Consider the following 26,320-nt stretch of genomic DNA (forward strand, 5'->3'; position numbering starts at 1 on the left):
GCTCACACCGCTCCTTCGGTACGGGCGGCGGCCAGCCGTACGGCGTCGAGGATCTTCTCGTAGCCGGTGCAGCGGCACAGGTTGCCGGACAGCGCCTCGCGGATGTCGCCGTCGGACGGCTCGGGGACGCGTTCGAGCAACTCGTCGGCGGCGACCAGCAGTCCGGGGGTGCAGAAGCCGCACTGGACGGCGCCCGCGTCCACGAACGCCTGCTGGACGGTGGAGAGTTCACCGCCCTCACCGGCCAGGCCCTCGACGGTGACGACCTCGCGGTCCTGCGCCTGGCCCGCGGCGACCAGACACGAACACACCGGCACGCCGTCCAGGCGGACCGTGCAGGAGCCGCATTCGCCCTGCTCGCAGGCGTTCTTGGAACCGGGCAGGCCCATCCGCTCGCGCAGCACGTACAGCAGGCTCTCGCCCTCCCATACGTCGTCGGCTTCCTGCGGACTGCCGTTGACGGTGAAGGTCACGCGCATGGCTTGCTCCTGTCGTCCAGCTCGTGGGGCTCGTTGCCGCGGTACTGCTCCCAGGACCAGCCGAGCGTGCGGCGGGCCATGACGGCCAGCGCGTGCCGCCGGTAGGACGCGGTGCCGCGGACGTCGTCGATCGGGTTGGCGGCCCCGGAGACCAGCTCCGCGAACTGCCGGGCGACGGCGGGCGGGATCACCCCGCGGCTCTCCCACAGCCCGGCCTCGTCCAGCGCGGCGGCCAGGAACTCCTCGGCCGTCCGCGCCCGGATCGGGGTGGGCGCGGCCGAGCCGATGCCGGTGCGGACCTCGCGGATCTCGGGGTGCAGGGCCAGGCCGAAGGCGCAGACCGCGATGACCATCGCGTTGCGGGTGCCGACCTTGGAGAACTGCTGCGGCCCGGTCGCCTTCTTCAGCCGCACGGCGCGGATCAGCTCGTCGGGCTCCAGCGCGTTGCGCTTCACCCCCCGGTAGAAGTCGTCGATGGGGATCAGCCGGGTGCCGCGTACGGACTGCGCCTCGACCTCGCCGCCGCCCGCGAGCAGCGCCGGGTGGGCGTCACCCGCCGGGGAGGCGGTGCCGAGGTTGCCGCCGACACCGCCGCGGTTGCGGATCTGCGGGGAGGCGACTGTGTGGCTGGCCAGCGCGAGGCCGGGCAGGTCGGCTCTGAGGTTCTCCACGATCCGGGTGTACGGGACGGAGGCGCCGAGCCGGACGGTGTCCTCGGCCGCCTCCCACTCCTGGAGCTCACCGATGCGGTTCAGGTCCAGCAGAAACTCGGGCCTGCGGTGGTCGAAGTTGATCTCGACCATCACGTCCGTGCCACCCGCGATGGGCACAGCGGAGGGATGCTCGGCCTTGGCGGCGAGCGCTTCCTCCCAGCTGGCGGGGCGCAGGAATTCCATGGGGTTCTCTTCTCGAATCCGAGTGGGCTGTTCATGTCCTGTACACGCGGGGTGGCCCCAGTACACGGCTGTGGGGCCGTCCGGGTGCAGTCACCGAAAACATGAAGCGGTTGGCTGGCCAAGGGGTGGGTCTTGTAGATTCCTCCGAAAGGGTCCGCTCCGAAACCTCGCGGCAGCCCACCCGCAACACCGGTGTTCGACACTGCGACCCCGGGCTCCCGCGACGACGGCCGGGACCGCGACCACGACCCGGCAGAGGACAAGGCGACGACTATGCGGCTGCGCGCACTGCTGGACACCGAGGCCCTCGGCCTGCGGCTGCTCGGCGGCGAGGACGAGCTGGACCGTACGGTCCGCGGGGTGATGACCACGGACCTGCGCGACCCCAGCCGCTATCTGACCGGCGGCGAACTGGTCCTCACCGGTCTGGCCTGGCGGCGCGGCCCCGGCGACTGCGAGCCCTTCGTCCGGCTGCTGGCCGGTGCCGGGGTGGCGGCGCTCGCGGCGGGCGAGGCGGGGCTGAGCACGATCCCGCAGGATCTGGTGGCCGCCTGCGCCCGGCACCGGCTGCCGCTGTTCGCGGTGGACGAGACGGTGGCCTTCGCGACCGTCACCGAGTACGTGGTCCGGCAGGTCTCCGGCGGCCGGGCGGGTGATCTCGCGGCGGTCGTGGACCGGCACCGGCGGCTGATGTCGTCGGGGCCCGCGGGCGGCGGCCCCGACGCCGTGCTCGACCTGCTCGGCAGCGACCTGGACCTGCGCGCCTGGGTGCTGTCCGCGGTCGGCCGGGAGATCGGCGGCTCGGGCCAGTCGCTGGCCGCCTCGGTCCGCGCCGAGCTGGCCGGCGCCCAGCAGGCCGCCGCCCGCACCGCCCGGCCCGCGCCGCACCGCGTCGCGGTCCAGGGCGGCCGGATCTACTCGCTCTTCCCGGTCCGCGCGGGGGCTGAGGACGTACGGGCGACCGTACTGTCCGACTGGTTCCTCGCCGTCGAGGCGGACGCCGGAGAGTGGCCCGCGGAGCGCCTGGACCTGCTGCACGGCGTCACGCAGCTCATCGCGGTGGAGCGGGAGCGGCGGGACGCGGCCCGTACGGTACGGCGGCGGCTGGCCGCGGAGGTCTTCGAGCTGGTGCGCGGCGGGGCGCCGCCCGCCGAGATCGGCGCCCGGCTGCGGGCCGCGGCGCCCGTCCTGGTGCCGGGCGCGGGCGGCGCGCCGCAGTGGCAGATCGTGGTCGCCCGGGTCGACTGGGCGGGCGGCGACCTGGCGCCGGGGCCGGTGGCGCGGGACCTGCTGGAGGAAGTGCTGGTCGACCCGGCGGCGGCCGGGGCCGAGGCGACGGACCGGATCGCGGTGGCGCACCTGGACGACAAGGCGATGGCGCTGGTACCGCTGCCGCCGCCGGTCCCCGGCGCCCAGGAGGGCGGCGAGGACTCCCCCGCGACCCTGCACGCCGACCGGCTGCTCGACGTGCTGCGCGGCCCGCTCGGCCGCGGGCTCGCCGACGACGGACGGCTGACCATCGGCGTCAGCGCCGCCGTGCAGTCCGCCGAGGGGCTGCGCGGCGCCCTGGAGGAGGCCAGGCACGCGCGCCGGGTGGCCGCGGCCCGCCCCGGCCGGGTCTGCGTGGCCGGGCACGAGGAGCTGGCCTCCCACGTCCTGCTGCTGCCCTTCGTCCCCGACGACGTGCGCCGCGCCTTCACCGCCCGGCTGCTCGACCCGCTGCGCGCGTACGACCGCAGGCACCGCGCCGACCTCATCCCGACCCTTGAGGCGTTCCTGGAGTGCGACGGCTCCTGGACGCGCTGCGCCACCCGGCTGCACCTGCACGTGAACACGCTGCGGTACCGGATCGGGCGGATCGAACAGCTGACGGGGCGTGATCTGTCGCGCCTTGAGGACAAGTTGGACTTCTTCCTCGCGCTGCGGATGAGCTGACGGCACGGCGGTACGGGCGGCGCGCCCGCCGAAGTGGCCGTCGAATCTCCTTCACACGTTCACCTGTTGGACCGTCCGACCTGCCGAACAGGCATTAGTGATCCCGTTCACAAAAGGTGATCTCCAACCCCTTGGCGTGGACCCCCGCGCCATGTTGGACTTCGGCCACTGCACGTAAGCAGGAACTCGCACTCGCTCGACGACGCGCTTGGGGGAGAGACTGTGGCGGAAACCGCCCTGTCGGAATCGGTGGTCGGGGAACCGGACGTATGGCGGCTGCGGGCTCGCGGCTGCTGGGCGGAGGCGGCGACACTGCTCGCGCCGTTCTGCGCCGACCACGCCGGAGCCGCGCTACGGAGGGCGGAACTGCTGGTCGAGGGGTGTTTCTACCACCTCGACGGCTGGTCCGAGGCGGAGGACGCGCTGCGCGCCGCCGAGGCGCTGGCGGGCACCGACGAGGAGCGCGGCGCCGCCGCCTCCGAACGGGGGTACCTCGCGTACGGCGCGACGCTGTTCTCCGTACGCGACCGCGCCGACGAGGCCAGCTCCGCGTTCGGCCGCGCCGCCGCGCTGCTGTCCCCCGCCTCTCCCGGCAGGCCGCTGCTGGACTTCCGGCGCGGCCTGGTCGCCGAGAACATCGCCGCCAATCCGGCTGCCGCCCGCGCCGCCTACCGCCGCGCCCACGCCGGCGCCGTCGCCCACGGCGACGTGTTCCTGACCTCCTTCACCTGGCGCCACCTCGCCGGGCTCGCCGCCGCCGACGGCGAGATCGCCGAGGCCCGGCACGGCTTCGCGGAGTCCCTCCGCATCCGCGTCTCCCTCGGCCACCTCGTCGGCACCGCCCCGGCGCTGCTCGCCCTGGCCGATGTCGAGGACGAGCCCGAGGCCGCCCGGCTCCGTCTTGAGGCCGCCCGCCTCTACGCCCTCCTGGACGGCGTCCCCACCTGGCTCGCCCCGGCCTTCACGGCGGCCTAGGGCAGGCCCCCGCCACCGGCCCCGGCGGGGCGGTTCGGTCGTCTCCGGGCACCGGCCGGTGGCGGCGGTCCGCGTGGTTGCATTCCCCGGGGCGGCGCGGGGTCAGCCCCGGGTCCAGGCGCCTTCGGAAGCGGCCCGCAGGGCGTATTCGGTGAAGTCGCGCGGCGGACGCCCCAGGGCTTGCCGGACGCCGTCCGCGGTGTGGGCGTTGCGGCCGTCGAGGACTTCGGTGAACAGGTCGGTGAGGAGCGAGACCAGCTCGGCGGGAAGCCCGTGGGAGCCGAGCAGGGCGGCGTACTCGGCGGCCGGCAGGTGCGTGTACCGGATGTCGCGCCCCGTGGCGCGGGCGATCTCGGCGGTGGCCTCGCCGAAGGTGAGCAGGCGGGGCCCGGTGACCTCGTACACCTTCCCCTCGTGCCCCGGCGCGGTCAGCGCGGCCACGGCGACGTCCGCGACGTCCTCGGCGTCGACGAAGGGCTCGCCGACCTCACCCGCGGGCAGCGCGATCTCCCCGGCGAGCACCGGCTCCAGCAGATAGTCCTCGCTGAAGTTCTGGGCGAACCAGCTCGACCGTACGATCGTCCAGTCGGCGCCGCTGTCCTGGACGGCCCGCTCGCCGCGGAGCGCGCCCGGCTCGCCGCGGCCGGAGAGCAGGACCAGCCGCCGTACGCCCAGCTCCACGGCGAGCGCGGCGAAGGCGCCCACGTCGTCGGCGCCCTCGGGCGCGGCCAGGTCCGGGGAGTAGGCGATGTAGGCGGCGCGGACGCCGTCGAGCACCTTCGGCCAGGTCCCCCGGTCCTCCCAGAGGAACGGCGGCTCGCCCGCCCGCGAGCCGATCCGTACCCGCAACCCTTGCTCGCGCAGCCCGGCGGCGACGCGGCGGCCGGTCTTCCCGTTGCCGCCGAGGACCAGCACCGTCTCGTGTCGTGCGTCTGTTGTCGTCATGGGTCAAGCCAACGTCAGCGGCCCTCCCCCGGACCATGGCCGACCCGCTCACCGGCATACGCGGGCGTCTTCGGCCGTCTCGACCGGCTCAGCCGCGGGCGGCGCCCGAGAAGTGCTCCCTGACCAGCGCCTCGACGGTGTCGATGTCCCCCGCGACGAGGGCGTCGAGCAGTACGGCGTGCTCGGTGGCGTCGGCGAGCAGCTCCGCCGGGGCCGGGCGGGCGGCGTGCGGCGGGCGCGGGACGGCCAGCGGCCACTGGGCGCGGCGGTGCAGCTCGTCGGCGACGGAGACGAGCTGGAGGTTGCCCGACAGGCCCAGCATCGCGCGGTGGAAGGCGCGGTCGGACTCGGCGTAGGCGGCCCGGTCGCCGAGGGCGGCGGCGGTCACGGTCGCCTCGGCCAGCGGGCGCAGCGCCTCCCACTGGTCGGCGGTGACGCTGCGGGCGAGGCCGAGGACGACGGGCACCTCGAGCAGGGCGCGGATCTCGGCCAGCTCCGCCAGGTCGCGGGCGCTGCGCTCGGTGATCCGGAAGCCGCGGTTGGGCAGCACCTCGACGGCGCCCTCGCGGGCCAGCAGTTGCATGGCCTCGCGGATGGGCGTGGCGGAGACGCCGTAGCGGCCGGCGAGGGCGGGCGCGGAGTGCACGGTGCCGGGCGGCAGCTCACCGCTGACCAGCGCGTGCCGCAGCGCTCCGAGCACCTGGTCGCGTACGGACAGCCGCTCGGGCATGCGCCGCGGCGCGGGCAGCTCCGGCTGCCCGGCGTGCGGGTGGTCGCCGCGTACCTGCTCGGCGCCCCCGGGTGCGGCTCGTTCCACGCGGCGTCCCTCTCCGTACTCCGTGAGCGTGACCGGCCGTCCTGGCCGTGACCGGTGACCAGTGCCTGGTGACGCCACTCGGGTGGCGCAGTGCGGTAAGCGTAACCCGCGCCGGTGGTGTCCCCGGCCGCCCGCGCATTACCCCCGCGGGGTATCGCGCGGAGCGCCGTACGCGCGCCGGTCACCGCCCGCCGAGGGAAATTCCCCGCACCGGATTCCGTGCGACGCAGTGACGTCGGACAGGTCCGACGTCAGCTTCCGGAACCATGAGTGGACTGGTCCAACGGCCTTATCCCCCACCGGCATTGGACCAGTCCGAGAGAACGGACCGGGCTGGCGGAGCCGACCGGGCGTGCGGTCTCGTTTATTCTTGTGCGACCTTGTTTACTCTCGGTTCGCTCTCGCCCATGGAGTCCGCATGGCCCTGTTCGATCTGCCCCTCGAAGAACTGCGCTCGTACCGGCCGGAGCGCCACGAGCCCGACGACTTCGACGCCTTCTGGAAGCGCACGCTCGACGAGGCGGCGCGGTCGGCTCCCGACGCCGAATTCCTGCCCGTCGACGCCGCGTTGACGGCCGTCGACGTCTTCGACACGACCTTCTCCGGCTGGGGCGGCCACCCGATATCCGCCTGGCTGGTCGTGCCGCGCGGCGCGCAGGGCCCGGTGCCGTGCGTGGTGCAGTACATCGGGTACGGCGGCGGGCGCGGCCTGCCGCACGACCATCTGGTGTGGGCCGCCACCGGCCGGGCCGCGCTGGTGGTGGACACCCGCGGCCAGGGCGCGGTGGGCCGCAACAGCGCGGGCTCGACGCCGGACCCGCACGGCGGCGGCAACCCGCAGGCCCCCGGTTTCATGACCCGCGGCATCCTGGACCCGGAGGCGTACTACTACCGCCGGGTCTTCACCGACGCCGTCCGCGCGGTGGACGTGGCGGCGGCCCATCCCGCCGTCGACGCCGGGCGGGTGTACGTGGCCGGCGGCAGCCAGGGCGGCGGCATCGCGACCGCCGCCGCCGGACTGCACCCGGGGGTCGCCGCGGCGCTGATCGACGTGCCCTTCCTGTCGCACTTCCGGCGCGCGCTGACCCTCACCGACCGGGACCCGTACCAGGAGATCGTGCTGTTCCTCGCGACCCAACGCGGCACGGACGACGACGTGTTCACGACCCTCTCGTACTTCGACGGCCTCAACTTCGCCGCCCGCGCGACGGCTCCGGCGCTGTACTCGGTGGCGCTCATGGACCAGGTCTGCCCGCCGTCGACGGTCTTCGCCTCGTACAACCACTGGTCGGGCAGCACGAAGGACATCAGCGTCTACCCCTGGAACGGCCACGAGGGCGGCTCCGCCGAGCACCGCGCCACCCAGCTCCGCTGGCTCCGCGACCTGGAGGCGCAGCGGTAGCGGACCGACGCGACACGCCCGGCACGGGCGGCGGCCGGGGCGGGCAGCGGCCAGGGCGGGCAGCGGCCAGGGCGGGCCGGTGGGGGCGCGGGGCAGCCGGAGGGGGGCGTGCGGGCACGCCTTTCCCCCGAATGCCGTAGTGGCAAACACCCCGGTTTGCTCAAGAACCCTTCTCCATGAGTAAGGTAAGCCTTACCTCGTAACGATCTCGTGTCGCTCGAAACACCCGATGGTGAGCCGCATGCCCGTGTCCAGAATCCTGCCGCCCGCCGCACCGACCGGCTCGCCACTGACCATGGCGTACGACCGGCTCGCCGAGGCCTTCCCCGGCCTCGTCGTGACCGAGGCGACCGACGTGACCCAACCGCTGCCGCACGGCCCCGGCTGGGTCGGGGCGCGCGAACTGGCGGACGGCGGCGCGGCGGCGGACGCCCTCACGGACACCGTCGCCGCCCAGGTCACGGCCGACCACGGCCGCCGCCCGCGGCCCGACGTGGCGGCGGCGCTGGCGCTGCACCGCTACGCGTGGCCCGCGTGCCTGCTCTTCACCGTGCCGTGGTTCCTCAGCCGCCGGGTGCCGCGGCTGGCGGTCACCGACGTGTCCTTCCACCGCGCGGCGGGCCGGATGACCGTACGGCCGCGCTCCTTCGCCTGCCTGCCGGACGACCCGGCCGCGGCGCTCCCCCACGCCCGCGTCGTGCCCGGCGAGGCGGCACTGCGCGACGAACTGCGGGCCGCGCTGGCCGAGCATCTCGCGCCGCTGCTGGAGGGATTCGGGCCGCGGCTGCGGCGCGGACCGCGTGCGCTGTGGGGCATGGCGACCGACGAGATCACCGAAGGGCTCTGGCGCGTGGGGCAGTTGCTGGGCGAGGAGGAGCGGGCCGCGGCGGAGCTGGCCGCGCTGCTGCCCGGTGGCACTACGCCGTATGCGGGAGGCGCCGCATTCCGCGAACTGACGGTCCCGACCGGTACTGACGCACCGTCACCGCCCGTGAGCCGGACCCGGGACCGGCTCACCTGCTGCCGGTTCTATACGATCAGTCCGGCCGATGCCTGCACCACCTGCCCGCGGACCTGCGACGCGGACCGGATCAGGCGGCTGGTCTCGGCGGCCTGACGATCACGCTACGATCTCGCTCAACTGAGTTGTTGTGGCACGGAAGTTCGAGCAATCCATCCGAAGGCGTGCTCTTGGGCCATAACCTCTCCAGTCATCCGCGCTCTTCGCAAAGATGTCGCTCGTAAGCCGTCCCGCGGCCCGAGCGCGACGGAAGCGACACTAGGAATCGCACATGAGACTTACGGACATATCGCTGGACTGGGCGCTCTCGGGGGCCATCGGCCTGGTCGTCCTCGTGGCCTGCGTGCTCGTCTTCCGCAACCGCAAGGCGAGTTCGAGCAGCGCCGACGGCGCCCAGGTGGACTCGTGGGAGCGCAGTGAGGAGCGCCGTCGCCGCAAGGAGGCGATATACGGCAGCGCCTCGTACGTGCTGCTCTTCTGCTGCGCCGCCGTCGCCGCGGCCCTCTCCTTCCACGGCCTGGTCGGCTTCGGCCGGGAGAACCTCAACCTGACCGGCGGCTGGGAGTACCTGGTCCCGTTCGGCCTGGACGGCGCGGCGATGTTCTGCTCCGTGCTGGCCGTGCGGGAGGCCAGCCACGGTGACGCGGCTCTCGGCTCGCGCATGCTGGTGTGGCTGTTCGCCGGCGCCGCCGCCTGGTTCAACTGGGTGCACGCGCCGCGCGGTATCGACCACGCCGGTGCTCCGCAGTTCTTCGCCGGGATGTCGCTCTCGGCCGCGGTCCTCTTCGACCGCGCGCTGAAGCAGACCCGCCGGGCGGCGCTGCGCGAGCAGGGGCTCGTACCGCGTCCGCTGCCGCAGATCCGCATGGTGCGGTGGATGCGGGCACCGCGTGAGACGTACGCGGCCTGGTCCCTGATGCTCCTCGAAGGCGTACGCACGCTGGACGAGGCGGTCGAGGAGGTCCGGGAGGACAAGCGGGAGCGCGAGCAGAACGTGATGCGCCGCCGCGACCACGACCGGCTGGAGCGGGCGCGCGTCAAGGCGCTCAACCGGCAGCACAGGAACTGGCCGCGCGGTGGCGGCCGGGGCGGCCGTCAGGTCGAACTGCCTCCGGCGGCCAGTGCCGCGGGCGGCAGCGGCCAGGCCGCATCGGAGCCTGCCATAGAGGCCCACGCGGCCGAACTCCCCGTCCGCGCCCGTCCGGCGCTCCAGCCGGTACGCGAGGACGCCGCGGCCCCCTTCACCATCGACCTGACGGCGGAGGACGACACGATGACCCTCCCCCGACTGGACTCCCTGGAACGCAAGCTGGAGGAAATGGAACGCCAATTCGGCTGAGCCGAAAGCCGGTTGTCGACTGCCGCCCACGGGTGGTGGGGCATGGGAGAGATACCCGGGTCCCCGCCCCGTGGGCGCTGTCACACGCGGCGGGCGTCGAGTTCGAACCAGACGACTTTGCCCTTGCCGCGTGAGTGCGCGCCCCAGGCGTCGGCCAGGGACTGCACGAGGAGCAGCCCGCGGCCCGAAGTGCCGTGGTCCTCGGGGGCGGTCGCCTGGGCCGGGAGCCTCGGGTGCCGGGCGAGGTCGTCGTAGACCTCGACGCGCAGCCGCTCCCCGGCCGTCCGCCCGGGGACGAGTGTGGCGGTGAGCACCGCCCCGTCGGTGGTGTGCTGGAGTGCGTTGGTGACCAGCTCGGTGGCGAGCAGCTCCGCCGTGTCGCAGAGCACGGGCACTCCCCAGTCCCGCAGATGCTCGCGCAGCAGGCGACGCACCTCGGCCACGGCCGGGAGGTCGGCGTGCCGCACCGTATGCCGCAGTATCTGCCCCGTGATGTCCGTCTGATCCCCCAGTTCCCCTGCTTCGGGCTCTTCCATGGCCCCGCTCCGGTCGCCGCCGCGATTCCCCGGTCGAACTTTCTTGCCGATAGGCATTCCCAGCCCCACAGGTTCCAGTCCTGCGCGCGTGATCCCCTGATGTGTCCCGAATGTGCGCAGCCGACGTCACATCGGAGGTCTGCGGATCGCGCCGCCGCCGTCGCGGATTCTCGACCTGGGCAGGCACTCTGACCTCCGCTCCCTGAAGAGGTCCGATGTATAGCCGAGTCGGCGTTGTGAAAATCCTTGACACTACGCGGTCACGGCCTCCACTCTGTGGCGCACTCATCCCATGTGTCTCTTGGGTGTTGCGCCTGTGTTGTCGTCCCGTTGCCTCGGGAGGGGCCCGTGTACTCACCGCAAGGAAAACTCGGACGTCGGCGAATGATCCGACCACCCGCGCTCGTCACCACCGCACTTCTGGCGGCGGGCCTGCTCACCGCGGGCCTGCTCGTCCCCGCCGCCGCCCCGCCGGCCGCGGCGGCGACCGCGACCACGGCCTGGCAGAACGGCGGCTTCCATGTCGACACCCCCAATGTGATCCGCCGCTCGAACATCGTGCTCGGCTCGCCGAACACCGCCGCCGCGCAGTCGCTGCCGCTGGGCAACGGCTCGCTGGGCGCCGCCGCCTGGGCCGCGGGCGGCTTCACCGCGCAGCTCAACCGCGCCGACACCCTGCCGGGCCGCAAGTCCCCCGGCCAGGTGCAGATTCCGGGCCTGTCCGCGCTGACGAACGCGAGCGACTTCAAGGGCTCGCTCGACGTCTACACCGGTGTGCTCACCGAGTCCGGCGGCGGCATGACCCTCAAGTCCTGGGTGTCGGCGACCAAGGACGAACTGATCGTGGACGTCACCGGCGCCGATCCGGGCGCCCAGCAGACCGCGACGCTGAGCCTGTGGTCGGGCCGCGGTCCGCAGGCCGCCGTCTCGGGCACCGTCGGCACGCTGGCCGAGACCTGGGTGGACAACCAGGAGGCGGGCTCCTCGGGCCGTACCTTCGGCTCGCTGGCCGCGCTCTCCGCGGGCGGTCGCAATGTCACCGCCTCGGTGGTCAACTCCACCCAGGTGAAGGTCGCGTTCACCCCCAACGCCGACGGCTCCTACCGGGTGATCCTCGGCGCCCCGACCTGGACCGGCGGCAACGCGGCGACCACCGCCGCGAATCTGCTCGGCTCCGACGCGACCGCCGCCGAGTCCTCGCTGCTGTCCTCCCAGCAGTCCTGGTGGTCCGGCTTCTGGGCCAACTCCGGTGTCCTTGAGGCGAATTCGGCCGACGGCACCGCGCAGTACATGGAGACGCTGCGCACCTTGTACCTGTACATGGAGGCCGCCTCGATGCGCGGCACCGTGCCGGGCAGCCAGGCGGGCGTCGCCGACATGTTCAACTTCGGCCAGGACCACCAGAACTGGACGCCGTCGGCGACCTGGCTGTGGAATCTGCGCACCCAGATCTCCGCGAACACCAGCAGCGGCAACTTCGCGCTGAACATCCCGATCTTCAACCTCTACCAGAACAACCTGGCCGCCATCGAGGCGTGGACCAAGCAGCAGATGGGCGGCACACCGGGCGCCTGCGTCCCCGAGGTCATGCGGTTCAACGGCAACGGCGGCGACCCGGGCAACGGCGCCAACGCGGCGTGCAGCCAGCCGGGCAGCCCCAACTGGAACGCCCTGAACATCACCTCGGGCGCCGAGATCAGCCTGTTCATCTGGCAGCAGTACCTGGCCACCGGCGACATCAACTTCCTGCGCACGTACTACCCGTTGCTGAAGTCGTCGGCGACCTTCCTGCTCAACTACCAGAAGGTCGGCTCGGACGGGAAGCTGCACGCGGTCGCCAACGCGCACGAAACGCAGTGGGCGGTGCAGGACCCGACGACCGACCTGGCCGCGGACGCCGCGCTCTTCCCCGTGGTGATCAAGGCGGCGCAGCTCCTCAACACCGGGGACACCGCGCTGATCTCGCAACTGACCACCGCGCAGGGCCAGATACCGGCGTGGGCGCGTACCGACTACGGCCGTACGCAGGTGCTGCCGCCGTCGGCGGACGCGTCGAACAACGACATCATCGCGTACTCGTACCAGCCGACCGCGCAGATCAGGAACAGCGAGAACATCGACCTGGAGCCGGTGTGGCCGTACAACCTGGTCACTGACGACCCGGGGGCACTGCGGGACCTGGCGGTGCGCTCGTACAACCACCGGGCGGTGACCGGGGGCAACGACTGGAGCATGGACGCGATCGACGCGGCCAGGCTCGGGCTGGCCAGTGAGGTCGCGGCGAGGCTGACGTCGATCACCCAGAGCCACCAGGTGTACATCAACGGGCTGGCCGACCTCGGCAACACCGTCGGCACGGAGGCGTACATCGAGCAGGCGTCCGGTGTCGCGACCGCGCTGAACGAGGCGCTGGTGCAGGACTACGACGGGCTGCTGCGGATCGCCCCGGCCTGGCCGGCCGGCTGGGACGCGGCGGGCACGGTCTCGGTGCAGGGCAACACCAAGGTGGACGTGCAGGTCCAGAACGGCACCCCGGTCACGGTCGCCATCCAGGCCGGGTCGTCGCAGACCATGCGCGTGCGCAACCCCTGGCCGGGTCAGTCGGTGCAGGTGGTGAACGGTTCGAGCAACGCCGTCGTGGTCGCGCCGACCACCGCGGGCACCTTCAATGTGCCGGTCGCCTCGGGGCAGTCGTACCTCGTCGAACCGGTGGCCGCGCCGACCACGGCGCTGCCCTACGCGCAGGTCTCCGGCTCCCCCGCCACCGCCGCCAAGCACCTGGGCAATGTGCAGATCGGTCTGGACGACGGCGGCACCGCGCCCGGCGGCGGCACGGTGGTCTCGCTGCGCGCGCACGCCAACGGCCAGTACGTGACGGCGGACAACGCGGGCGCGGCGCCGCTGATCGCCAACCGTACGGCCATCGGGCCCTGGGAGCAGTTCGACGAGATCGACCAGGGCGGCGGTTGGATCGCGCTGCGCGCGCACGCCAACAACAAGTACGTGACGGCCGACAACGCGGGCGCCGCCCCGCTGCTCGCCAAGGTCGACGCGGTCGGCACCTGGGAGCAGTTCCAGCTCGTGCGCAACGGCGACGGGAGCGTCAGCCTGCGGGCGCGGGTCAACAACCAGTACGTGACGGCCGAGAACGGGGGCGCGGCGGCGCTGATCGCGAATCGGGCGGCCATCGGGCAGTGGGAGGAGTTCGATCTGATCCAGAGTTGACGGCTTTTCCTCCGTCGGCCCCCTGTTCCGTCCCGCGGTACCCGTACAGCGACGGCTGATTGTCCGGGCACCGCTGGACCGGGACGGGGGGTCGAGCCGGTGGAACGTGCCGGTCGGGGTGTGCTGGAGGGCGCGGTCCTGGGTCACAACGGAGCCGAACGGGGCTACGGGCGCGGCACGTTGCGCAGATTGGAGCGCGCGAGCTGCACCATCTTGCCGACGCCGCCGTCCAGTACGACCTTGCCCACCGACAGCGCGAAGCCGCCGATCTGCTCGCCGGTGATCTTCGGCGGGATGGACAGGGCGTGCGGGTCGGTGACGACGTCGACCAGGGCGGGCCCCTTGTGCCGGAAGGCGCCGCGCAGCGCGTCCCGCAGGTCCTTGGGCTTCTCGACCCGGACGCCGTAGGCCCCGGCGGCGTTGGCGATGGCCGCGAAGTCCGGGTTGTGGTTGGTGGTGCCGTACGCGGGCAGGCCCTCGACCATCATCTCCAGCTCGACCATGCCGAGCGAGGAGTTGTTGAACAGCACGACCTTGACGGGGAGTTCGTACTGGACGAGCGTCAGGAAGTCGCCCATCAGCATGGTGAAGCCGCCGTCGCCCGACATCGACACCACCTGCCTGCGGCGGTCGAGGAACTGCGCGCCGATCGCCTGCGGCAGCGCGTTCGCCATCGAGCCGTGCGTGAAGGAGCCGATGACGCGGCGCTTGCCGTTGGGCGTCAGATAGCGCGCCGCCCACACATTGCACATGCCGGTGTCGACGGTGAACACCGCGTCGTCCGCGGCCTCTTCGTCGAGCACGGACGCCACGTACTCCGGGTGGATCGGCACGTGCTTGTCGACCTTGCGGGTGTACGCCTTCACGACGCCTTCCAGCGCGTCGCTGTGCTTCTTCAGCATCCGGTTGAGGAATTTGCGGTCGGACTTCTCCCGCACCTTCGGCGTCAGGCAGCGCAGCGTCTCGCCGACGTCGCCCCACACCGCCAGGTCCAGCTTCGAGCGGCGCCCGAGGTGCTCGGGCCGCACGTCGACCTGCACGATCGTCACGTCGTCCGGCAGGAAGGCGTTGTACGGGAAGTCGGTGCCGAGCAGGATCAGCAGGTCGCACTCGTGCATCGCCTCGTACGCGGCGCCGTAGCCGAGCAGACCGCTCATGCCGACGTCGTACGGATTGTCGTACTGGATCCACTCCTTGCCGCGCAGGGCGTGGCCGACCGGGGCCTTGACGCGTTCGGCGAAGGCCATCACCTCGTCGTGCGAGCCCGCGGTGCCGCTGCCGCAGAACAGGGCGACCTTGTTGGCGCCGTTGACGAGCCGGGCGAAGACGTCGAGTTCCGCGTCGCCGGGGCGGACGGTGGGGCGGCGGGTGACCAGGGCGTGCTCGATGCTGCGCTGCGGCGCGGTCTGGGCGGCGATGTCGCCCGGCAGGCTGATGACGCTGACGCCGCCGCGGCCCACCGCGTGCTGGATGGCGGTCTGGAGGACCCGCGGCATCTGCGCCGGGTTGGAGATCAGCTCGCTGTAGTGGCTGCACTCGCGGAAGAGCTGGTCGGGGTGGGTCTCCTGGAAGTAGCCGGTGCCGATCTCGCTGCTGGGGATGTGCGAGGCGAGCGCCAGCACCGGGGCCATCGAGCGGTGCGCGTCGTACAGGCCGTTGATCAGGTGCAGATTGCCGGGGCCGCAGGAACCCGCGCAGGCCGCGAGCTTGCCGGTGAGCTGGGCCTCCGCGCCCGCCGCGAAGGCCGCGACCTCCTCGTGGCGTACGTGCACCCATTCGATGGAACGGTTGCGGCGTACGGCGTCCACGACGGGGTTGAGGCTGTCGCCCACCACCCCGTACACGCGCTGTACGCCCGCGCGCACCAGCACGTCGATGAACTGCTCGGCCACGGTCTGCTTCGCCATCGGGCCCACCTGTCCTCGTCGGTGACTCCTCTCATCTCACCGGGAAGTGGGTGGCCCCGCATCCGGGAGCGCCGGGGCGCGCCCGGTCACGCGTCCCAGACGGTCACCGCCGTCCGGTCGTCGGCGTAGCCCTTGACGCGGGTCTGGGCGTCGGCCAGATACGCGGCCATGCCGGGCGGTCCCGCGCCCCAGCGGCCTGCCAGGTGGACGGCCAGCGCGGGCTCGCCGCGCAGCGGTTCCGCGAGGCCGCCGCTGCACATCACCAGCGCGTCGCCGGGCTGCGCGACGGTGGCCCGGAAGCGGAACGGCGCCGCCGTCTCGTCCGGCGCCAGGTCCAGGTCCTGCCAGGTGTCGTCCCTGATCCGGAACAGTCCGCCGTCGCCGACGCCGAAGAACAGCCGGGTCCGGCACTCCGGGTCCGCGGGCAGCAGCAGACAGCGCAGCGAGGCGGTGTACGTGCCCTCGTCCAGGCCCAGGTCCTCGCCGCGGGCCCGCAGGCGTCCGTAGCAACGGTCGGTCAGCCGGTGCAGGCCCGACTTGAGCGAGCCTCTGCGGGCCGCGCGCAGGTCGTCAGAGAGCCGGTTCCTGCTCCGGCCGACCGCGCCCGCGATCCACCGCACCGCGTCCTGCGCCGCCTTGTGCGCGTCGTCCGCCGCGCGGGCGCCGCTGGCCATCGCGACCAGCAGCAGCGCCTCGTCGCCGCTGCCGAAGCGGGCCGTGAGCAGGGCGTCCCTGCGGGGCTGGCCCCGGTACCGCGCCGAGTCGCCGCGCAGCGACACCGTCCGGACCGTCATGCGGCCGTACCGCGCGCCGTCCAGCACCGTGTCCGCCACCAGGGCGCCGAGGTCGTCCGGTTCCGCCTCCGGCCACGCGGTCGGCTCCGCCGCGTACGTCGGCGGCCCCCCGCCCACCACCTCCGGCTCCGCGACCTCGTCGCGCGCCCCCACCGCCGCCACCCACCCGGGCGGCAGCTCCGGCGCCCACCGCACCTCCCCTTCCACGAACGCCGTCTCCCGCCCCCACCCCGCCGCCGACCCGGCCGCCTTCCCTGCGCCCTCGGTCGCCCCGGTCCCGGCCTCGGCACCGTCCCGCTCCCCCGCCTGCCCCTTCCGCCCGCCGACCGGCACGCCGACGACCGCGGGCCCCGCCCACGGACGGCGGGGCTCGACCGAAGCGGACGGCTGCGGGGGATTGGGCTGTTCGGACTCCGACCCGTCGGACTCGCCCGGCACCGCCGGGACAGGCTCGGCGTCAGCCGCCTGCGAAGGGCGTGACGGATCGGGTTCCGGCTCGACCGGTTCGGCCTCGGCCGCAGGTGCCTCCGGAGAAGGACCCGGCTGATCGTTCTGCGCTGCGGTCGGCACACCCACGGCAGTCGGACCCACCCACGGGCGGCGGGGCTCGGGCGCGGCGGACGGCTGCGGGGGAATGGGCTGATCGGGCTCCGGTACGGCGGGCGGCGGGGCCGCCCAGGAGCGATCGACGTCCGCCTCGGGCGGGACAGCCCAGGGAGAGCCGGGCTCCGGGGAGGCGGTGGGGGCCTCCCGGTCGGCCGGGACAGGCTCGGCGTCAGCCGCCTGCGGGGAGGGACCCGACTGGGCGGACTCCGCCTCGGTCGGGGGGACCCACGGGCGGCGGGGCTCGGGCGGGGCGGACGGCTGCGGGGGAATGGGCTGGGCGGGCTCGTCCGGTGTCGCAGGGGCGGGTGGTTGGGCCGCCGAAGGGGAACGACCGGGGGCAGGTCCGGGCGGGGCGGTCTGCGGGCTCGGGGGTGCGCTCGGCGTGGTCGGGGCGGGCGGCCAGGGGTAGTTGGGGTCCGCCGCGCCGGTCGGGGCGGTAAGCGGGCGGTGGGGCTCGGCCACGGGGCGGTCCGGCTCGGGGGTGGCCCAGGAGTTGTCGGAGGGGGGCGGCTCGGGCGCGGGGCGGCGGGCTGCCAGGAGTTGGTCGAGCGCCGAGTCGTTCGGCGACGGCGGTCCGGAATCGTCCGGCTCGGCCGGTGCCGGTTCGGCCGGTGCCGGTTCGGCCGTCTCGGGGGTCGGGGCCTGCCAGGCGGTGCGGGGCCAGAGGGCAGGCTCGTCCGGGGAAGCGGGCGGGGGGTCCTCGACGGCGAAGGTCGGGGTGGCCGACCATGCGTCCCACGAGGCTCCGGGCGTATCGCCCTCCGGTGCCTCCGGCTCTTCGGCGACGGGCTCCGGCGCCGGTGCCGGCTCGGGGGCGGCCGAAGGTGAGCGGGCCCACCAGGAGTCGGACGCGGGGCGCGGCGCCTCGCGGGGCTCCGGGGCGGGGGCCGACGGCTCGGGGCGTTCGACGAAGGTGGGAGCGGACGACCAGGCGTCCCAAGGGCGTTGCTCCGGCCGAGGCGGCGGAGTGGGCTCGGGCGCGGCGGCCTCCGGAGTCTCTTCCGGTGGCGGCGGCGCCGTACCGAAGGTCGGCTCGGCCGACCAGGCGTCCCACGCGGGAGCGTCATCGACCGGCGGCGCGTCCGGCGCGGCGATCGACGGCTTGGCGGGTGGTTCGGCCGAGGACTCGACCGGCGGCTCGACCGGCCGCTCGGCTTGCGCCGCGTCGGCCGGCGCCTCGTCAGCCGGCACCTCGTCAGCCGGCACCACGTCGGCCGGCACCACGTCGGCCGGTACCTCGTCGGCCGGTACCACGTCGGCCGGTACCTCGGGCGACGCGTCCTGCTGAGCCGGAATCGACACCGAAGCGGGCTCCGGAGCCGAGACCGGCACCGTGGTCGGGACCGGCGCCGGAGGCGCACCCGGTGTGCGCGGCGGCCCCGGCCAGGAAGGGGGCGGAGGCGGCGGAGTGGGCCGACGCAGTCGCAACGTGTCGGCGGCCGGCGTCGGCGGCGGAGGCGCCACCGCGTCCAGCGCCGTATCGAAGTGCGCGTCGACGGAATCCGGCGTGGCGGACGGCGTGGCCGCGTCGTCGTCGTACAACTGACGCCACCAGTCGTCCTCTTGGCTGCTGTGGGAGTCCCCCTGCTGGCTCATGCCCTTATTGTCCACCGCGCGGGCCGCCGGGAAACGTGGAACCGCCGGGCCGGCCCCGCCCCCACAGCAGGGCCGCCCGGCGGAGTCGCCGTCCCCGGCCGGGACCTCGGGAAAGATCCTCCGGGGACCGCACCGAGACCTTCGGACGCTTCCGGAGACTTCTTCCGGGGGCTGCCAGGGACACCGTCCCCGGCGCCCTCCGTCCCGCCTCCCGCGAAGCCACCGAAAAGCTCCCCGTCAAGCTCCCCGTCAAGCTCTCCGCAAAGCTCGGTGTCGATCACACTGGCAGAGCGGACCTGCGGGAGTACAAGATGACCAAGGCGGGAAACCGCCGTGGCTCATTTCCGCCACCGTCACCATCACCGCAGGGAGGGGGCTCCGTGCTCGGCGCCATCGGTCTGGACGAAGTGCAGGAATCGGCCTACCGGGCGCTGGTCGGCCTGGGCGCGGCCGAGGTCGGCGACCTGTCGCACCGCCTCGGGCTGAACGAGGAGGACGCGGGCCGCATTCTGCGCAGGCTGGAGGGGCACGGGCTGGTCGCGCAGTCGTCGGCGCGGCCCGGCCGCTGGGTCGCCGCGCCACCGGCCGTGGCGCTGTCGGCGCTGCTGACCCGGCAGCGGCACGAGTTGGAGCAGGCGGAGCTGGCCGCCGCCGTCCTGGCCGCCGAGTTCCGGGCGGAGGCGACGGAACCGGCCGTGCACGACCTGGTCGAGGTGGTCACCGGCGCCAACGCGGTGGCGCAGCGCTTCCTGCAACTCCAGTTCGGCGCGGAGAGCGAGGTCTGCGCCCTGGTCACCGACCGCCCGGTGGCCATCACCGGGACGGAGAACGACGCCGAGCAGGAGGCGTCCCGACGCGGCGTCACGTACCGCGTGGTGCTGGAACGTTCCGTCGTGACGAGCCCGAGCGGTTTCACGGAGGTGTCCGCCGCGCTCGGCAGGAACGAACAGGTGCGGGTGGTGGACCGGGTGCCGACCAAACTGGTGGTGGCCGACCGGTCGTTGGCGATGGTGCCGCTGACCCGCCGCCTCGCCCAGCCCGCCGCGCTGGTCGTGCACGCCAGCGGGCTGCTGGAGTCGCTGATGGGGCTGTTCGAGGGAGTGTGGCGGCAGGGGATGCCGCTGAGCCTGGACGGGACGGGCACCGTGGCCGAGGAGTCCCCCGAAGCGCCGGACAGCACCGACCTGCGCATCCTCTCGCTGCTGCTGGCCGGTCTGACGGACGCCTCGGCGGCCAAGCAGCTCGACCTCGGGCTGCGCACCGTGCAGCGCCGGGTCAAGCGGCTGATGGAGATCGCCGAGGTCACCACCCGCCTCCAGCTCGGCTGGCACGCCTACGAACGCGGCTGGGTGGCGCGCGGCGACACGGACGTATGAGCGCGGGGCCGTACGCGGTGGCCGGTGGCCGGTCGCCGGTCCGACGGTCCCGCCGGAAGGGTGAGCGCGCCACCGGACGGTCGACGGCGCGGCGGACCGACGACGTCCCCCCGGCGTACGGACGGCGTACGAGCGGCGTACGCGAGTGGTCCTGCGGGTCTCGGACAGGTCTCGCCTTGCGCCCCGAGGGTGATCCGCCCGGCGGACGGGCGCGTCATCGGGCAGGGTGGGCTCATGGGGACCGCACAGGTGTGCCTGATCGGCGCGGTGATGCTGCTCGGACTCGTCGGTGTGCTGGCCCCCGGCGTGCCGGGGACGCTGCTCTGCTGGGCCGCCGTCATGTGGTGGGCGACGCAGGAGCACACGAGCCTGACCTGGGGCGTACTGGCCGGGGCGACCGGTCTGCTGGCCGTCGTCCAGGTGGTGGTGTGGCTGCTCCCGGCGCGCCGGATCCGCGATTCGGGCATCACCTGGCACACCGTGCTGGTCGCGGGCTCCTTCGCCATCGCCGGTTTCTTCCTGATCCCGGTGGTGGGCGCGGTCCTCGGCTTCGTCGGCACGATCTACGCGACCGAGCGCGTACGCCTCGGCGGCCACCGCGCCGCCTGGACCGCGACCCGCACCGCGATGCGCGCGGTGGGCGGCTCCGTCCTGGTCGAACTCCTGGCGTGCCTCGTCGTGGCGGGCGCGTGGCTGGGCGCGGTGATCGCGGGCTGACCGGCACCCGGCCCCGCGCGCAGGGGGAGACGTACGGGGTGTGCGGTCGTACGGACATACGTATGGCCGTACGACCGCGCGTCCCCAATCGGCCTAGGTCCTGGATAGGTCAAAGGTCCAATGGCCCGGTGCGCTCACCCGTGTGAGGGTGAGCGCATGGCGATCAAGACACCCAGGACAGCGCTGACCGAGGCCGAGCTGCGCTATCTGCGCACGCAGCGCCTCGGGCGGCTGGCGACCGTGGACGCGCAGGGCCGTCCGCAGGCCAATCCGGTCGGCTACTTCCTTCGCCCGGACGGCACGGTCGACATCGGCGGCTACACGATGGGCGCCACGAAGAAGTGGCGCAATGTGGCGGCGAACCACTATGTGTCGCTGGTCGTGGACGACATCGCGGGCACCGACCCGTGGACGGTGCGCGGGGTCGAGATCCGCGGCACCGCCGAGCAGGTCGTGGGCCCGCACGACCTCGGCGCGCAGATGAGCGACGAGTTGATCCGGATCCACCCGTACTCGATTATCGGCTGGGGCCTGGAGGACTGAACCCCGCGCGCCGGACCTCGCCGGGCGTCGCTCGCACCACCGTCGCCCGGCCCGCACAAGGCGCACACAAGGCACACCCGTCTCACCTGCCGAACCGACACGGAGAGCGCTCTCACGCCGCGCCGGGGGACCCGTTACGCTGTGCGCGTACCGGCCCCCGGTTTTCTGTTATTTCCGCGTGAAGGAGACGTCCCTTGTCCGACCCGAGCTTCGCGCCGCGTCCTACGCTGGAGGCCGTCGCCGCGCGGGCCGGGGTGTCGCGTGCCACCGCCTCGCGCGTGGTCAACGGCAGCGAAGGGGTACGGGCGCCGCTGGTGGAGCGGGTCCGCAAGGCCGTGGACGAGCTGGGATATGTGCCCAATCAGGCGGCCCGCACGCTGGTGACGCGGCGCAACGACGCCATCGCGGTGGTGGTGGCCGAGCCGGAGACGCGGTTCTTCACCGACCCGTTCTTCGCGCAGCAGGTGCGCGGGATCAGCAAGGAACTCACCGCGCGGGACAACCAGTTGGTGCTGCTGCTGACCGAAGGAGCCGCGGATTACGAGCGGGTCGGCCGCTATCTGGCGGGCGGACACGTCGACGGCGCGCTGATCTTCTCGCTGCACACCGACGACTCGCTGCCCGTGCTGGCCCGCAGGGCCGGAGTGCCCACGGTGATCGGCGGGCGGCCCGGCTGGACCGACTTCGACAGCGACCACGGCACGTTGTACGTGGACTGCGACAACCGGGGCGGCGCGCGGGACGCGGTCCGTCACCTGCTGAGGATCGGCCGCCGCCGGATCGCCCACATCGCGGGGCCACTTGACCAGACGGCGTCGGTGGACCGGCTCGACGGGTTCCGCGACGTGCTGCCGGAGACCGACCCCCGGATGATCGCCGAGGGCGACTTCACCCCGGAAGGCGGCGCCCGCGCCATGGCCGAACTCCTCCAGCGCTGCCCCGACCTGGACGCCGTCTTCGCCGCCTCCGACGTCATGGCCTCCGGCGCCCTGCGCGTCCTGCGCACCTCAGGACACCGCGTCCCCGACGACATCGCCGTCGTCGGATTCGACGACATGGTCTCCGTCGCCGAATGGACCGACCCGCCCCTGACCACCGTCCGCCAGGACATCGAGGAAATGGGCCGCCTCATGGCCCGCCTCCTCCTGCGCGCGGTGGCGCCGCCGACGGGCCCGCAGAGCGTTCCCGCCCTGTCCTCCATCGTCACGCCGACGCACCTCGTGGTCCGCGCCTCCGCCTGAGCGCCGAATCCCGGCCCGAGCACCACGCTTCCCCCTGAGCGCCGCACCGCGCCCGTCCGAGGGCACTCGGCACCGCCCGACTCCGCCTGACATACCGTCACTTCATCGGATCGAACCCACGCGCGAACACCGGTCCCCCACCTGTGGGTTGGGAACGTCGGGCGAAGGGAAGGTCACGAACAGGTAGCGAAGGTGAGGGCACGGTGAAGGCCGTGCCGGAGGCGAGGAGGTCCGACATGGCATACAGCGTGATTCTCGGCGTCGTGATCGTCGTGCTCGTGGTCGCCTGTGTCGTCGGCTCGTTCTGGAGTGCGGGCAGCCCGATCGCGGTGCGGCGCCGCCACCAGCAGGGTCCTGGCGGCGGCGCCGGATAGGGTCCGCGCCCGTACGGTCGGCCGTACGGGACCGGGTTCAGGACCGGCGGCGGTGGCCGCCGCCCCCGCCGCGCTTGCGCTCGTACATCTCCCGGCCCGCCGCGGTCCGTTGCTTCCACTCGCGCCGCATCTCGGAGCGCAGCCGCTGGTCGGTGCGTGAGGCGATCCACGCGTTCTCGCGCAGCAGCTTGCGGTAGCTCTCCAGACGGCGGTGCTGCAAGGTGCCGTCCTCCAGCGCGGCCAGGACGGCGCAGCCCGGCTCCGACTGGTGCGAGCAGTCCTGGAAGCGGCAGTCGCGGGCCAGTTGCTCGATCTCGGAGAACACCTGGTGGAGCCCGGACTCCGCGTCCCACAGGCCGACCCCGCGCAGCCCCGGCGTGTCGATCAGCACCCCGCCCTGCGGCATCGGCAGCAGGTCACGCGTGGTCGTGGTGTGCCGGCCCTTGCCGTCGGAGTCCCTGGTGGCCTGCACCTCCTGCGCTTCGCGCCCCAACAGGGCGTTGGTGAGCGTGGACTTGCCCGCGCCCGACTGGCCGAGCAGCACCGAGGTGCCGCCCGCCAGCAGCTCCGACAGCGCCTCGATCCCCTCGCCGGTCGTGGCGCTCACCACCAGGACCGGCACTCCGGGCGCCGCCGATTCGGCGTCCTCCAGCAGATAGGTGGTGTCCGGCACGAGGTCCGCCTTGGTCAGCGCGACCACCGGTTGCGCGCCGCTCTCCCAGGCCAGGGAGAGGAAGCGTTCGAGGCGCCCCAGGTCGAGGTCGGCCGCCAGCGACACCGCGATCACCGCGTGGTCGATATTGGCCGCGAGCACCTGGCCCTCGGAGCGCTTGGACGACGCCGACCGTACGATCGCGGTCCTGCGCGGCAGCAGCGCCCGTACCGACGGGCCCTTCGGCTGCGCCGGGTCCGGGTCGAACGCCGCCCAGTCCCCGGTGCACGCCACGAGCATCGGATCCGGCGAGTGCACCGGATCGGTGTCGGCGCGGACCGTCAGCAGACCGTCCGCGCCGTCGGGGACGACGACGTCGCACATCCCCCGGTCGACCCGCACGATCCGCGCGGGCACCAGTCCGTCCGCCGCGTACGCCGAGAAGGCGTCGTCCAGCAGCGAGTCCCAGCCGTACGGGACGAGTGAGGACCAAGAGGAGGACGACGACGAGAAGGAAGAAGACGAGAAAGACAAGGGAAACCCTTCCAACAGGGCCCCGGCACCGCGCGTCCGATCGGCGCGGCAGAAGAAGAGAGGTCAGCCGGAGACCACAGAGGTGAACTGAATGAACTTCCGCATCTGGGCAGCGCCCATCACCAAGGCAGTCATCGAGTCACACCTCCTGGCCGTACTCACGAGCCGACAGCGGCGAGCCGCTTCCGCGGCTTCCGCTCCAACACCAGGGACCGTATCCCCTCCCCCACCGCCTCCGCCACCGAATTAACGCCCGCCGCCACGGGCGGGCGGAGAGCGCCGGAGCAAAGCGGAGGGATCTCCGGTAGTGGTACGGTCGAAGAAGCGGAGTGACCTCCGCTTGTTCTGGTGTCGCACGGGAACGGGATGCTCATGGCTTCCAGCGGGATGACCTCGGACGGGACGACGGCCGGCGGGGCGCGGCGGGCCGGAGGGGCGGGGGCGCTGGCCGGGCGGACGGTGTCGCGCGTCGGGTACGGGGCGATGCAACTGACGGAGCGGGCCGGGCGGGCCGCCGCGGTCGCCGTACTGCGGCGGGCGGTCGAACTCGGGGTGGACCACGTCGATACGGCGCAGTTCTACGGCGACGGCTTCGTCAACGGGGTGATCCGCGAGGCGGTCAGGTCCGAGGACGAGGTGCTGGTCGCCAGCAAGGTGGGAGCCGCACCGGATTCCGGCGGGCCGGTGCACCTGCGACTCGCGCAGAAGCCCGAGGAGTTGCGGGCGGCCGTGGAGGACAATCTCGCGAGCCTCGGCCTCGACCGGATCCCGCTGGTGAATCTGCGCCGCACCGATGTCGGGCCGGGCCTGCGGGCCGAGGGCGACCAGGTGGTCGAACTCGACGACCAGCTCGCGACGATGGTGGCGCTGCGCGACGAGGGCAAGATCGGCGCGATCGGGCTGAGCAGCGTGAGCCTGGACAATCTGCGCCGGGCGATCCCGGCGGGCATCGCGTGCGTGCAGAACGCGTACAGCCTCGTGGCGCGCGACGACGAGGACATGCTGGCTCTCTGCACCGCGCAGGACATCGCGTGGGTGCCGTACTTCCCGCTCGGCAGCGCCTTCCCCGGCCTGCCGAAGGTGACCGAGGAACCGGCGGTGATCGCCGCGGCGCGGGCGCTGGGCGCCACGCCCTCCCAGGTCGGCCTGGCCTGGCTGCTGCACCACGCGCCGAACGTCCACCTCATTCCGGGCACGTCGAACACCGCCCACCTCGAAGCGAACGTGGCCGCGGGCGCGCTGACGCTCGACGCCGCGACTCTCGCCGCGCTGGACGCCGTCCCGACCCGGCCGAACGACGCCCCGCTCACGTAACGCGGGGCGCGCGGCCGGACTCCCTCAGCGCGCCCCGAGGCTGGAGCCGCGCACGACCAGCTCCGGCTGGAGGACGACCTGGCGGTGCTCGTGGCCCTCGGGGTCCGCCGTCTCCTCCAGCAGCATCTCGGCGGCGAGCCGCCCCATCGCGACGGCGGGCTGCCGGACCGAGGTCAGCGGTACGGCCGCGGCGGCGGCGAATTCGATGTCGTCGTAACCGACGATGGCCATCTCCTCGGGGACCGCGATCCTGGCGGCGAAGACCGCCTGGAGGACCCCGAGGGCCAGCAGGTCGTTGGCGCAGAAGACGGCGGTGGGCCGGGGCGCCAGGCCGAGCAGCCGGGCTCCGGCGTCGCGGCCCGCCGAGACGTCCAGCCGCTCGGCGGACACCTCGGTCAGCGACTCGGGCGGCAGTCCGGCCTCGGCCAGCGCGGCGAGCGCCCCGGCGCGGCGGTCGCGGACCTGCGGGAGTTCGGGCGGGCCGCCGACGTAGACGATCGAGCGGTGTCCCGCGGCGATCAGGTGCTGGGCGGCGAGGCGTCCGCCGACGACGTCGTCCACCGAGACCGAGCAGACGGCGACGTCGGCGGAGACCCGGTCGACCAGGACGTACGGAATGCCCTGGCTGCGCAGCGTCTTGAGGCTGTGTCCGGTCGCGTCGGCGGGGGTGACCAGCACGCCGCGCACCCGCTGCTCGGCGAAGAGCGACAGGTACTCGACCTCCTCGCTGGTGCTCTGCGCGCTGTTGCAGACCATGACGCCGAGTCCGGCGGCGCGGGCGGCGCGCTCGGCGCCGCTGGCCACGTCGACGAAGAAGGGGTTGCCCATGTCGAGGACGAGCAGCGCGACGATACGGCTTGCCCCGGCCCGCAGTTGGCGGGCGGACTCACTCCGTATGTAGCCGAGGCGGCTGATGACCGACTGCACCCGGGTCCTGGTCTCCTCGGACACCAGGTCCGGGCGGTTGATCACATTGGAGACGGTCCCGACCGAGACACCCGCCTGCCGTGCCACGTCCTTGATCCCAACCATGGGCTCCACTGCTCCGTCCCGCCCGCCGCAGGCAGGGCTCCTCGTAACGCTCATCCGGCGTCGG

At 73.2% G+C, this 26,320-nt stretch carries 21 protein-coding genes; 12 read left to right on the top strand and 9 right to left on the bottom strand.

What is annotated here, in order from left to right:
- Positions 1 to 2 precede the first annotated feature (2 nt).
- On the bottom strand, positions 3 to 479 hold the full coding sequence (locus tag ACZ37P_RS12965) for a (2Fe-2S)-binding protein (protein ID WP_355338872.1): 477 nt from the start codon (positions 477 to 479) through the stop codon (positions 3 to 5).
- Positions 470 to 1,375: an FAD binding domain-containing protein gene (locus ACZ37P_RS12970; RefSeq protein ID WP_467346429.1), complete on the bottom strand. Its 906-nt coding sequence runs from the start codon at positions 1,373 to 1,375 to the stop codon at positions 470 to 472. The genes ACZ37P_RS12965 and ACZ37P_RS12970 overlap by 10 nt, the downstream gene beginning before the upstream one ends.
- Before the next feature lie 273 nt (positions 1,376 to 1,648).
- Here ACZ37P_RS12970 and ACZ37P_RS12975 point away from each other — a divergent pair, with 273 nt between their 5' ends.
- Both ACZ37P_RS12975 and ACZ37P_RS12980 read left to right on the top strand, forming a co-directional pair.
- Positions 1,649 to 3,310 (top strand): PucR family transcriptional regulator, encoded by a 1,662-nt coding sequence (locus ACZ37P_RS12975; protein ID WP_391163579.1) that lies wholly within the window; start codon positions 1,649 to 1,651, stop codon positions 3,308 to 3,310.
- A 222-nt stretch (positions 3,311 to 3,532) separates the two neighbouring features.
- Positions 3,533 to 4,285: a hypothetical protein gene (locus tag ACZ37P_RS12980; RefSeq protein ID WP_391049409.1), complete on the top strand. Its 753-nt coding sequence runs from the start codon at positions 3,533 to 3,535 to the stop codon at positions 4,283 to 4,285.
- A 102-nt stretch (positions 4,286 to 4,387) separates the two neighbouring features.
- On the opposite strand, the gene ACZ37P_RS12985 is transcribed toward ACZ37P_RS12980, so the two are convergent.
- A complete protein-coding gene (locus tag ACZ37P_RS12985; RefSeq protein WP_467346431.1) occupies positions 4,388 to 5,230 on the bottom strand; it encodes a Rossmann-fold NAD(P)-binding domain-containing protein in 843 nt (280 codons plus the stop codon).
- An 88-nt stretch (positions 5,231 to 5,318) separates the two neighbouring features.
- A complete protein-coding gene (locus ACZ37P_RS12990; RefSeq protein WP_467346432.1) occupies positions 5,319 to 6,047 on the bottom strand; it encodes a GntR family transcriptional regulator in 729 nt (242 codons plus the stop codon).
- A gap of 418 nt (positions 6,048 to 6,465) precedes the next feature.
- On the opposite strand from ACZ37P_RS12990, the gene ACZ37P_RS12995 reads away from it, so the two are divergent.
- The 3 genes from ACZ37P_RS12995 to ACZ37P_RS13005 all read left to right on the top strand — a co-directional run bounded on the left by ACZ37P_RS12995 (position 6,466) and on the right by ACZ37P_RS13005 (position 9,809).
- Positions 6,466 to 7,449 carry an acetylxylan esterase gene (locus ACZ37P_RS12995; RefSeq protein ID WP_467346434.1) on the top strand — a complete coding sequence of 328 codons (984 nt, stop codon included), beginning with the start codon at positions 6,466 to 6,468 and terminating at the stop codon, positions 7,447 to 7,449.
- Between the two features lie 241 nt (positions 7,450 to 7,690).
- On the top strand, positions 7,691 to 8,566 hold the full coding sequence (locus ACZ37P_RS13000) for a (2Fe-2S)-binding protein (protein ID WP_467346436.1): 876 nt from the start codon (positions 7,691 to 7,693) through the stop codon (positions 8,564 to 8,566).
- A gap of 175 nt (positions 8,567 to 8,741) precedes the next feature.
- Positions 8,742 to 9,809, top strand: a complete 1,068-nt coding sequence (locus ACZ37P_RS13005; RefSeq protein WP_355338847.1) for a DUF2637 domain-containing protein — start codon at positions 8,742 to 8,744, stop codon at positions 9,807 to 9,809.
- A gap of 80 nt (positions 9,810 to 9,889) precedes the next feature.
- Here the strand turns inward: ACZ37P_RS13005 and ACZ37P_RS13010 are convergent, their stop codons facing one another.
- Positions 9,890 to 10,345, bottom strand: a complete 456-nt coding sequence (locus ACZ37P_RS13010) for an ATP-binding protein (RefSeq protein ID WP_391163575.1) — start codon at positions 10,343 to 10,345, stop codon at positions 9,890 to 9,892.
- A gap of 384 nt (positions 10,346 to 10,729) precedes the next feature.
- Between ACZ37P_RS13010 and ACZ37P_RS13015 the strand changes: the two genes are divergently transcribed.
- Positions 10,730 to 13,570, top strand: a complete 2,841-nt coding sequence (locus ACZ37P_RS13015) for a fascin domain-containing protein (protein ID WP_467346438.1) — start codon at positions 10,730 to 10,732, stop codon at positions 13,568 to 13,570.
- Positions 13,571 to 13,734: 164 nt separating this feature from the next.
- Here the strand turns inward: ACZ37P_RS13015 and ACZ37P_RS13020 are convergent, their stop codons facing one another.
- Together ACZ37P_RS13020 and ACZ37P_RS13025 are read right to left on the bottom strand one after the other, a co-directional pair.
- Entirely contained in the window at positions 13,735 to 15,477 is a 1,743-nt protein-coding gene (locus ACZ37P_RS13020) for a pyruvate dehydrogenase (RefSeq protein ID WP_355338838.1), read from the bottom strand.
- A gap of 86 nt (positions 15,478 to 15,563) precedes the next feature.
- Entirely contained in the window at positions 15,564 to 18,473 is a 2,910-nt protein-coding gene (locus ACZ37P_RS13025) for a protein phosphatase 2C domain-containing protein (protein ID WP_467346440.1), read from the bottom strand.
- A 380-nt stretch (positions 18,474 to 18,853) separates the two neighbouring features.
- Between ACZ37P_RS13025 and ACZ37P_RS13030 the strand changes: the two genes are divergently transcribed.
- From ACZ37P_RS13030 to ACZ37P_RS13050, 5 genes are all read left to right on the top strand, one after another.
- Entirely contained in the window at positions 18,854 to 19,849 is a 996-nt protein-coding gene (locus ACZ37P_RS13030) for a helix-turn-helix domain-containing protein (protein ID WP_355338832.1), read from the top strand.
- 234 nt (positions 19,850 to 20,083) lie between these two features.
- Positions 20,084 to 20,566 carry a DUF456 domain-containing protein gene (locus tag ACZ37P_RS13035; protein ID WP_391049398.1) on the top strand — a complete coding sequence of 161 codons (483 nt, stop codon included), beginning with the start codon at positions 20,084 to 20,086 and terminating at the stop codon, positions 20,564 to 20,566.
- A 156-nt stretch (positions 20,567 to 20,722) separates the two neighbouring features.
- Positions 20,723 to 21,109 carry a PPOX class F420-dependent oxidoreductase gene (locus tag ACZ37P_RS13040; protein WP_355350185.1) on the top strand — a complete coding sequence of 129 codons (387 nt, stop codon included), beginning with the start codon at positions 20,723 to 20,725 and terminating at the stop codon, positions 21,107 to 21,109.
- A gap of 194 nt (positions 21,110 to 21,303) precedes the next feature.
- Positions 21,304 to 22,350 carry a LacI family DNA-binding transcriptional regulator gene (locus ACZ37P_RS13045; RefSeq protein WP_355350182.1) on the top strand — a complete coding sequence of 349 codons (1,047 nt, stop codon included), beginning with the start codon at positions 21,304 to 21,306 and terminating at the stop codon, positions 22,348 to 22,350.
- 236 nt (positions 22,351 to 22,586) lie between these two features.
- The gene (locus ACZ37P_RS13050) at positions 22,587 to 22,724 is read left to right on the top strand and encodes a hypothetical protein (protein ID WP_188282881.1); all 138 of its coding nucleotides are present in this window, start codon (positions 22,587 to 22,589) and stop codon (positions 22,722 to 22,724) included.
- Positions 22,725 to 22,761: 37 nt separating this feature from the next.
- Here the strand turns inward: ACZ37P_RS13050 and rsgA are convergent, their stop codons facing one another.
- Entirely contained in the window at positions 22,762 to 23,910 is a 1,149-nt protein-coding gene (gene rsgA, locus ACZ37P_RS13055) for a ribosome small subunit-dependent GTPase A (protein ID WP_391163570.1), read from the bottom strand.
- A gap of 372 nt (positions 23,911 to 24,282) precedes the next feature.
- Here rsgA and ACZ37P_RS13060 point away from each other — a divergent pair, with 372 nt between their 5' ends.
- On the top strand, positions 24,283 to 25,224 hold the full coding sequence (locus tag ACZ37P_RS13060) for an aldo/keto reductase (RefSeq protein WP_467346443.1): 942 nt from the start codon (positions 24,283 to 24,285) through the stop codon (positions 25,222 to 25,224).
- A gap of 24 nt (positions 25,225 to 25,248) precedes the next feature.
- Here the strand turns inward: ACZ37P_RS13060 and ACZ37P_RS13065 are convergent, their stop codons facing one another.
- Positions 25,249 to 26,265, bottom strand: coding sequence for a LacI family DNA-binding transcriptional regulator (locus ACZ37P_RS13065; protein WP_355350172.1), 1,017 nt, complete (start codon positions 26,263 to 26,265; stop codon positions 25,249 to 25,251).
- Positions 26,266 to 26,320: the final 55 nt, after the last annotated feature.

The sequence above is a fragment of the Streptomyces sp. NPDC024632 genome, assembly GCF_055559175.1.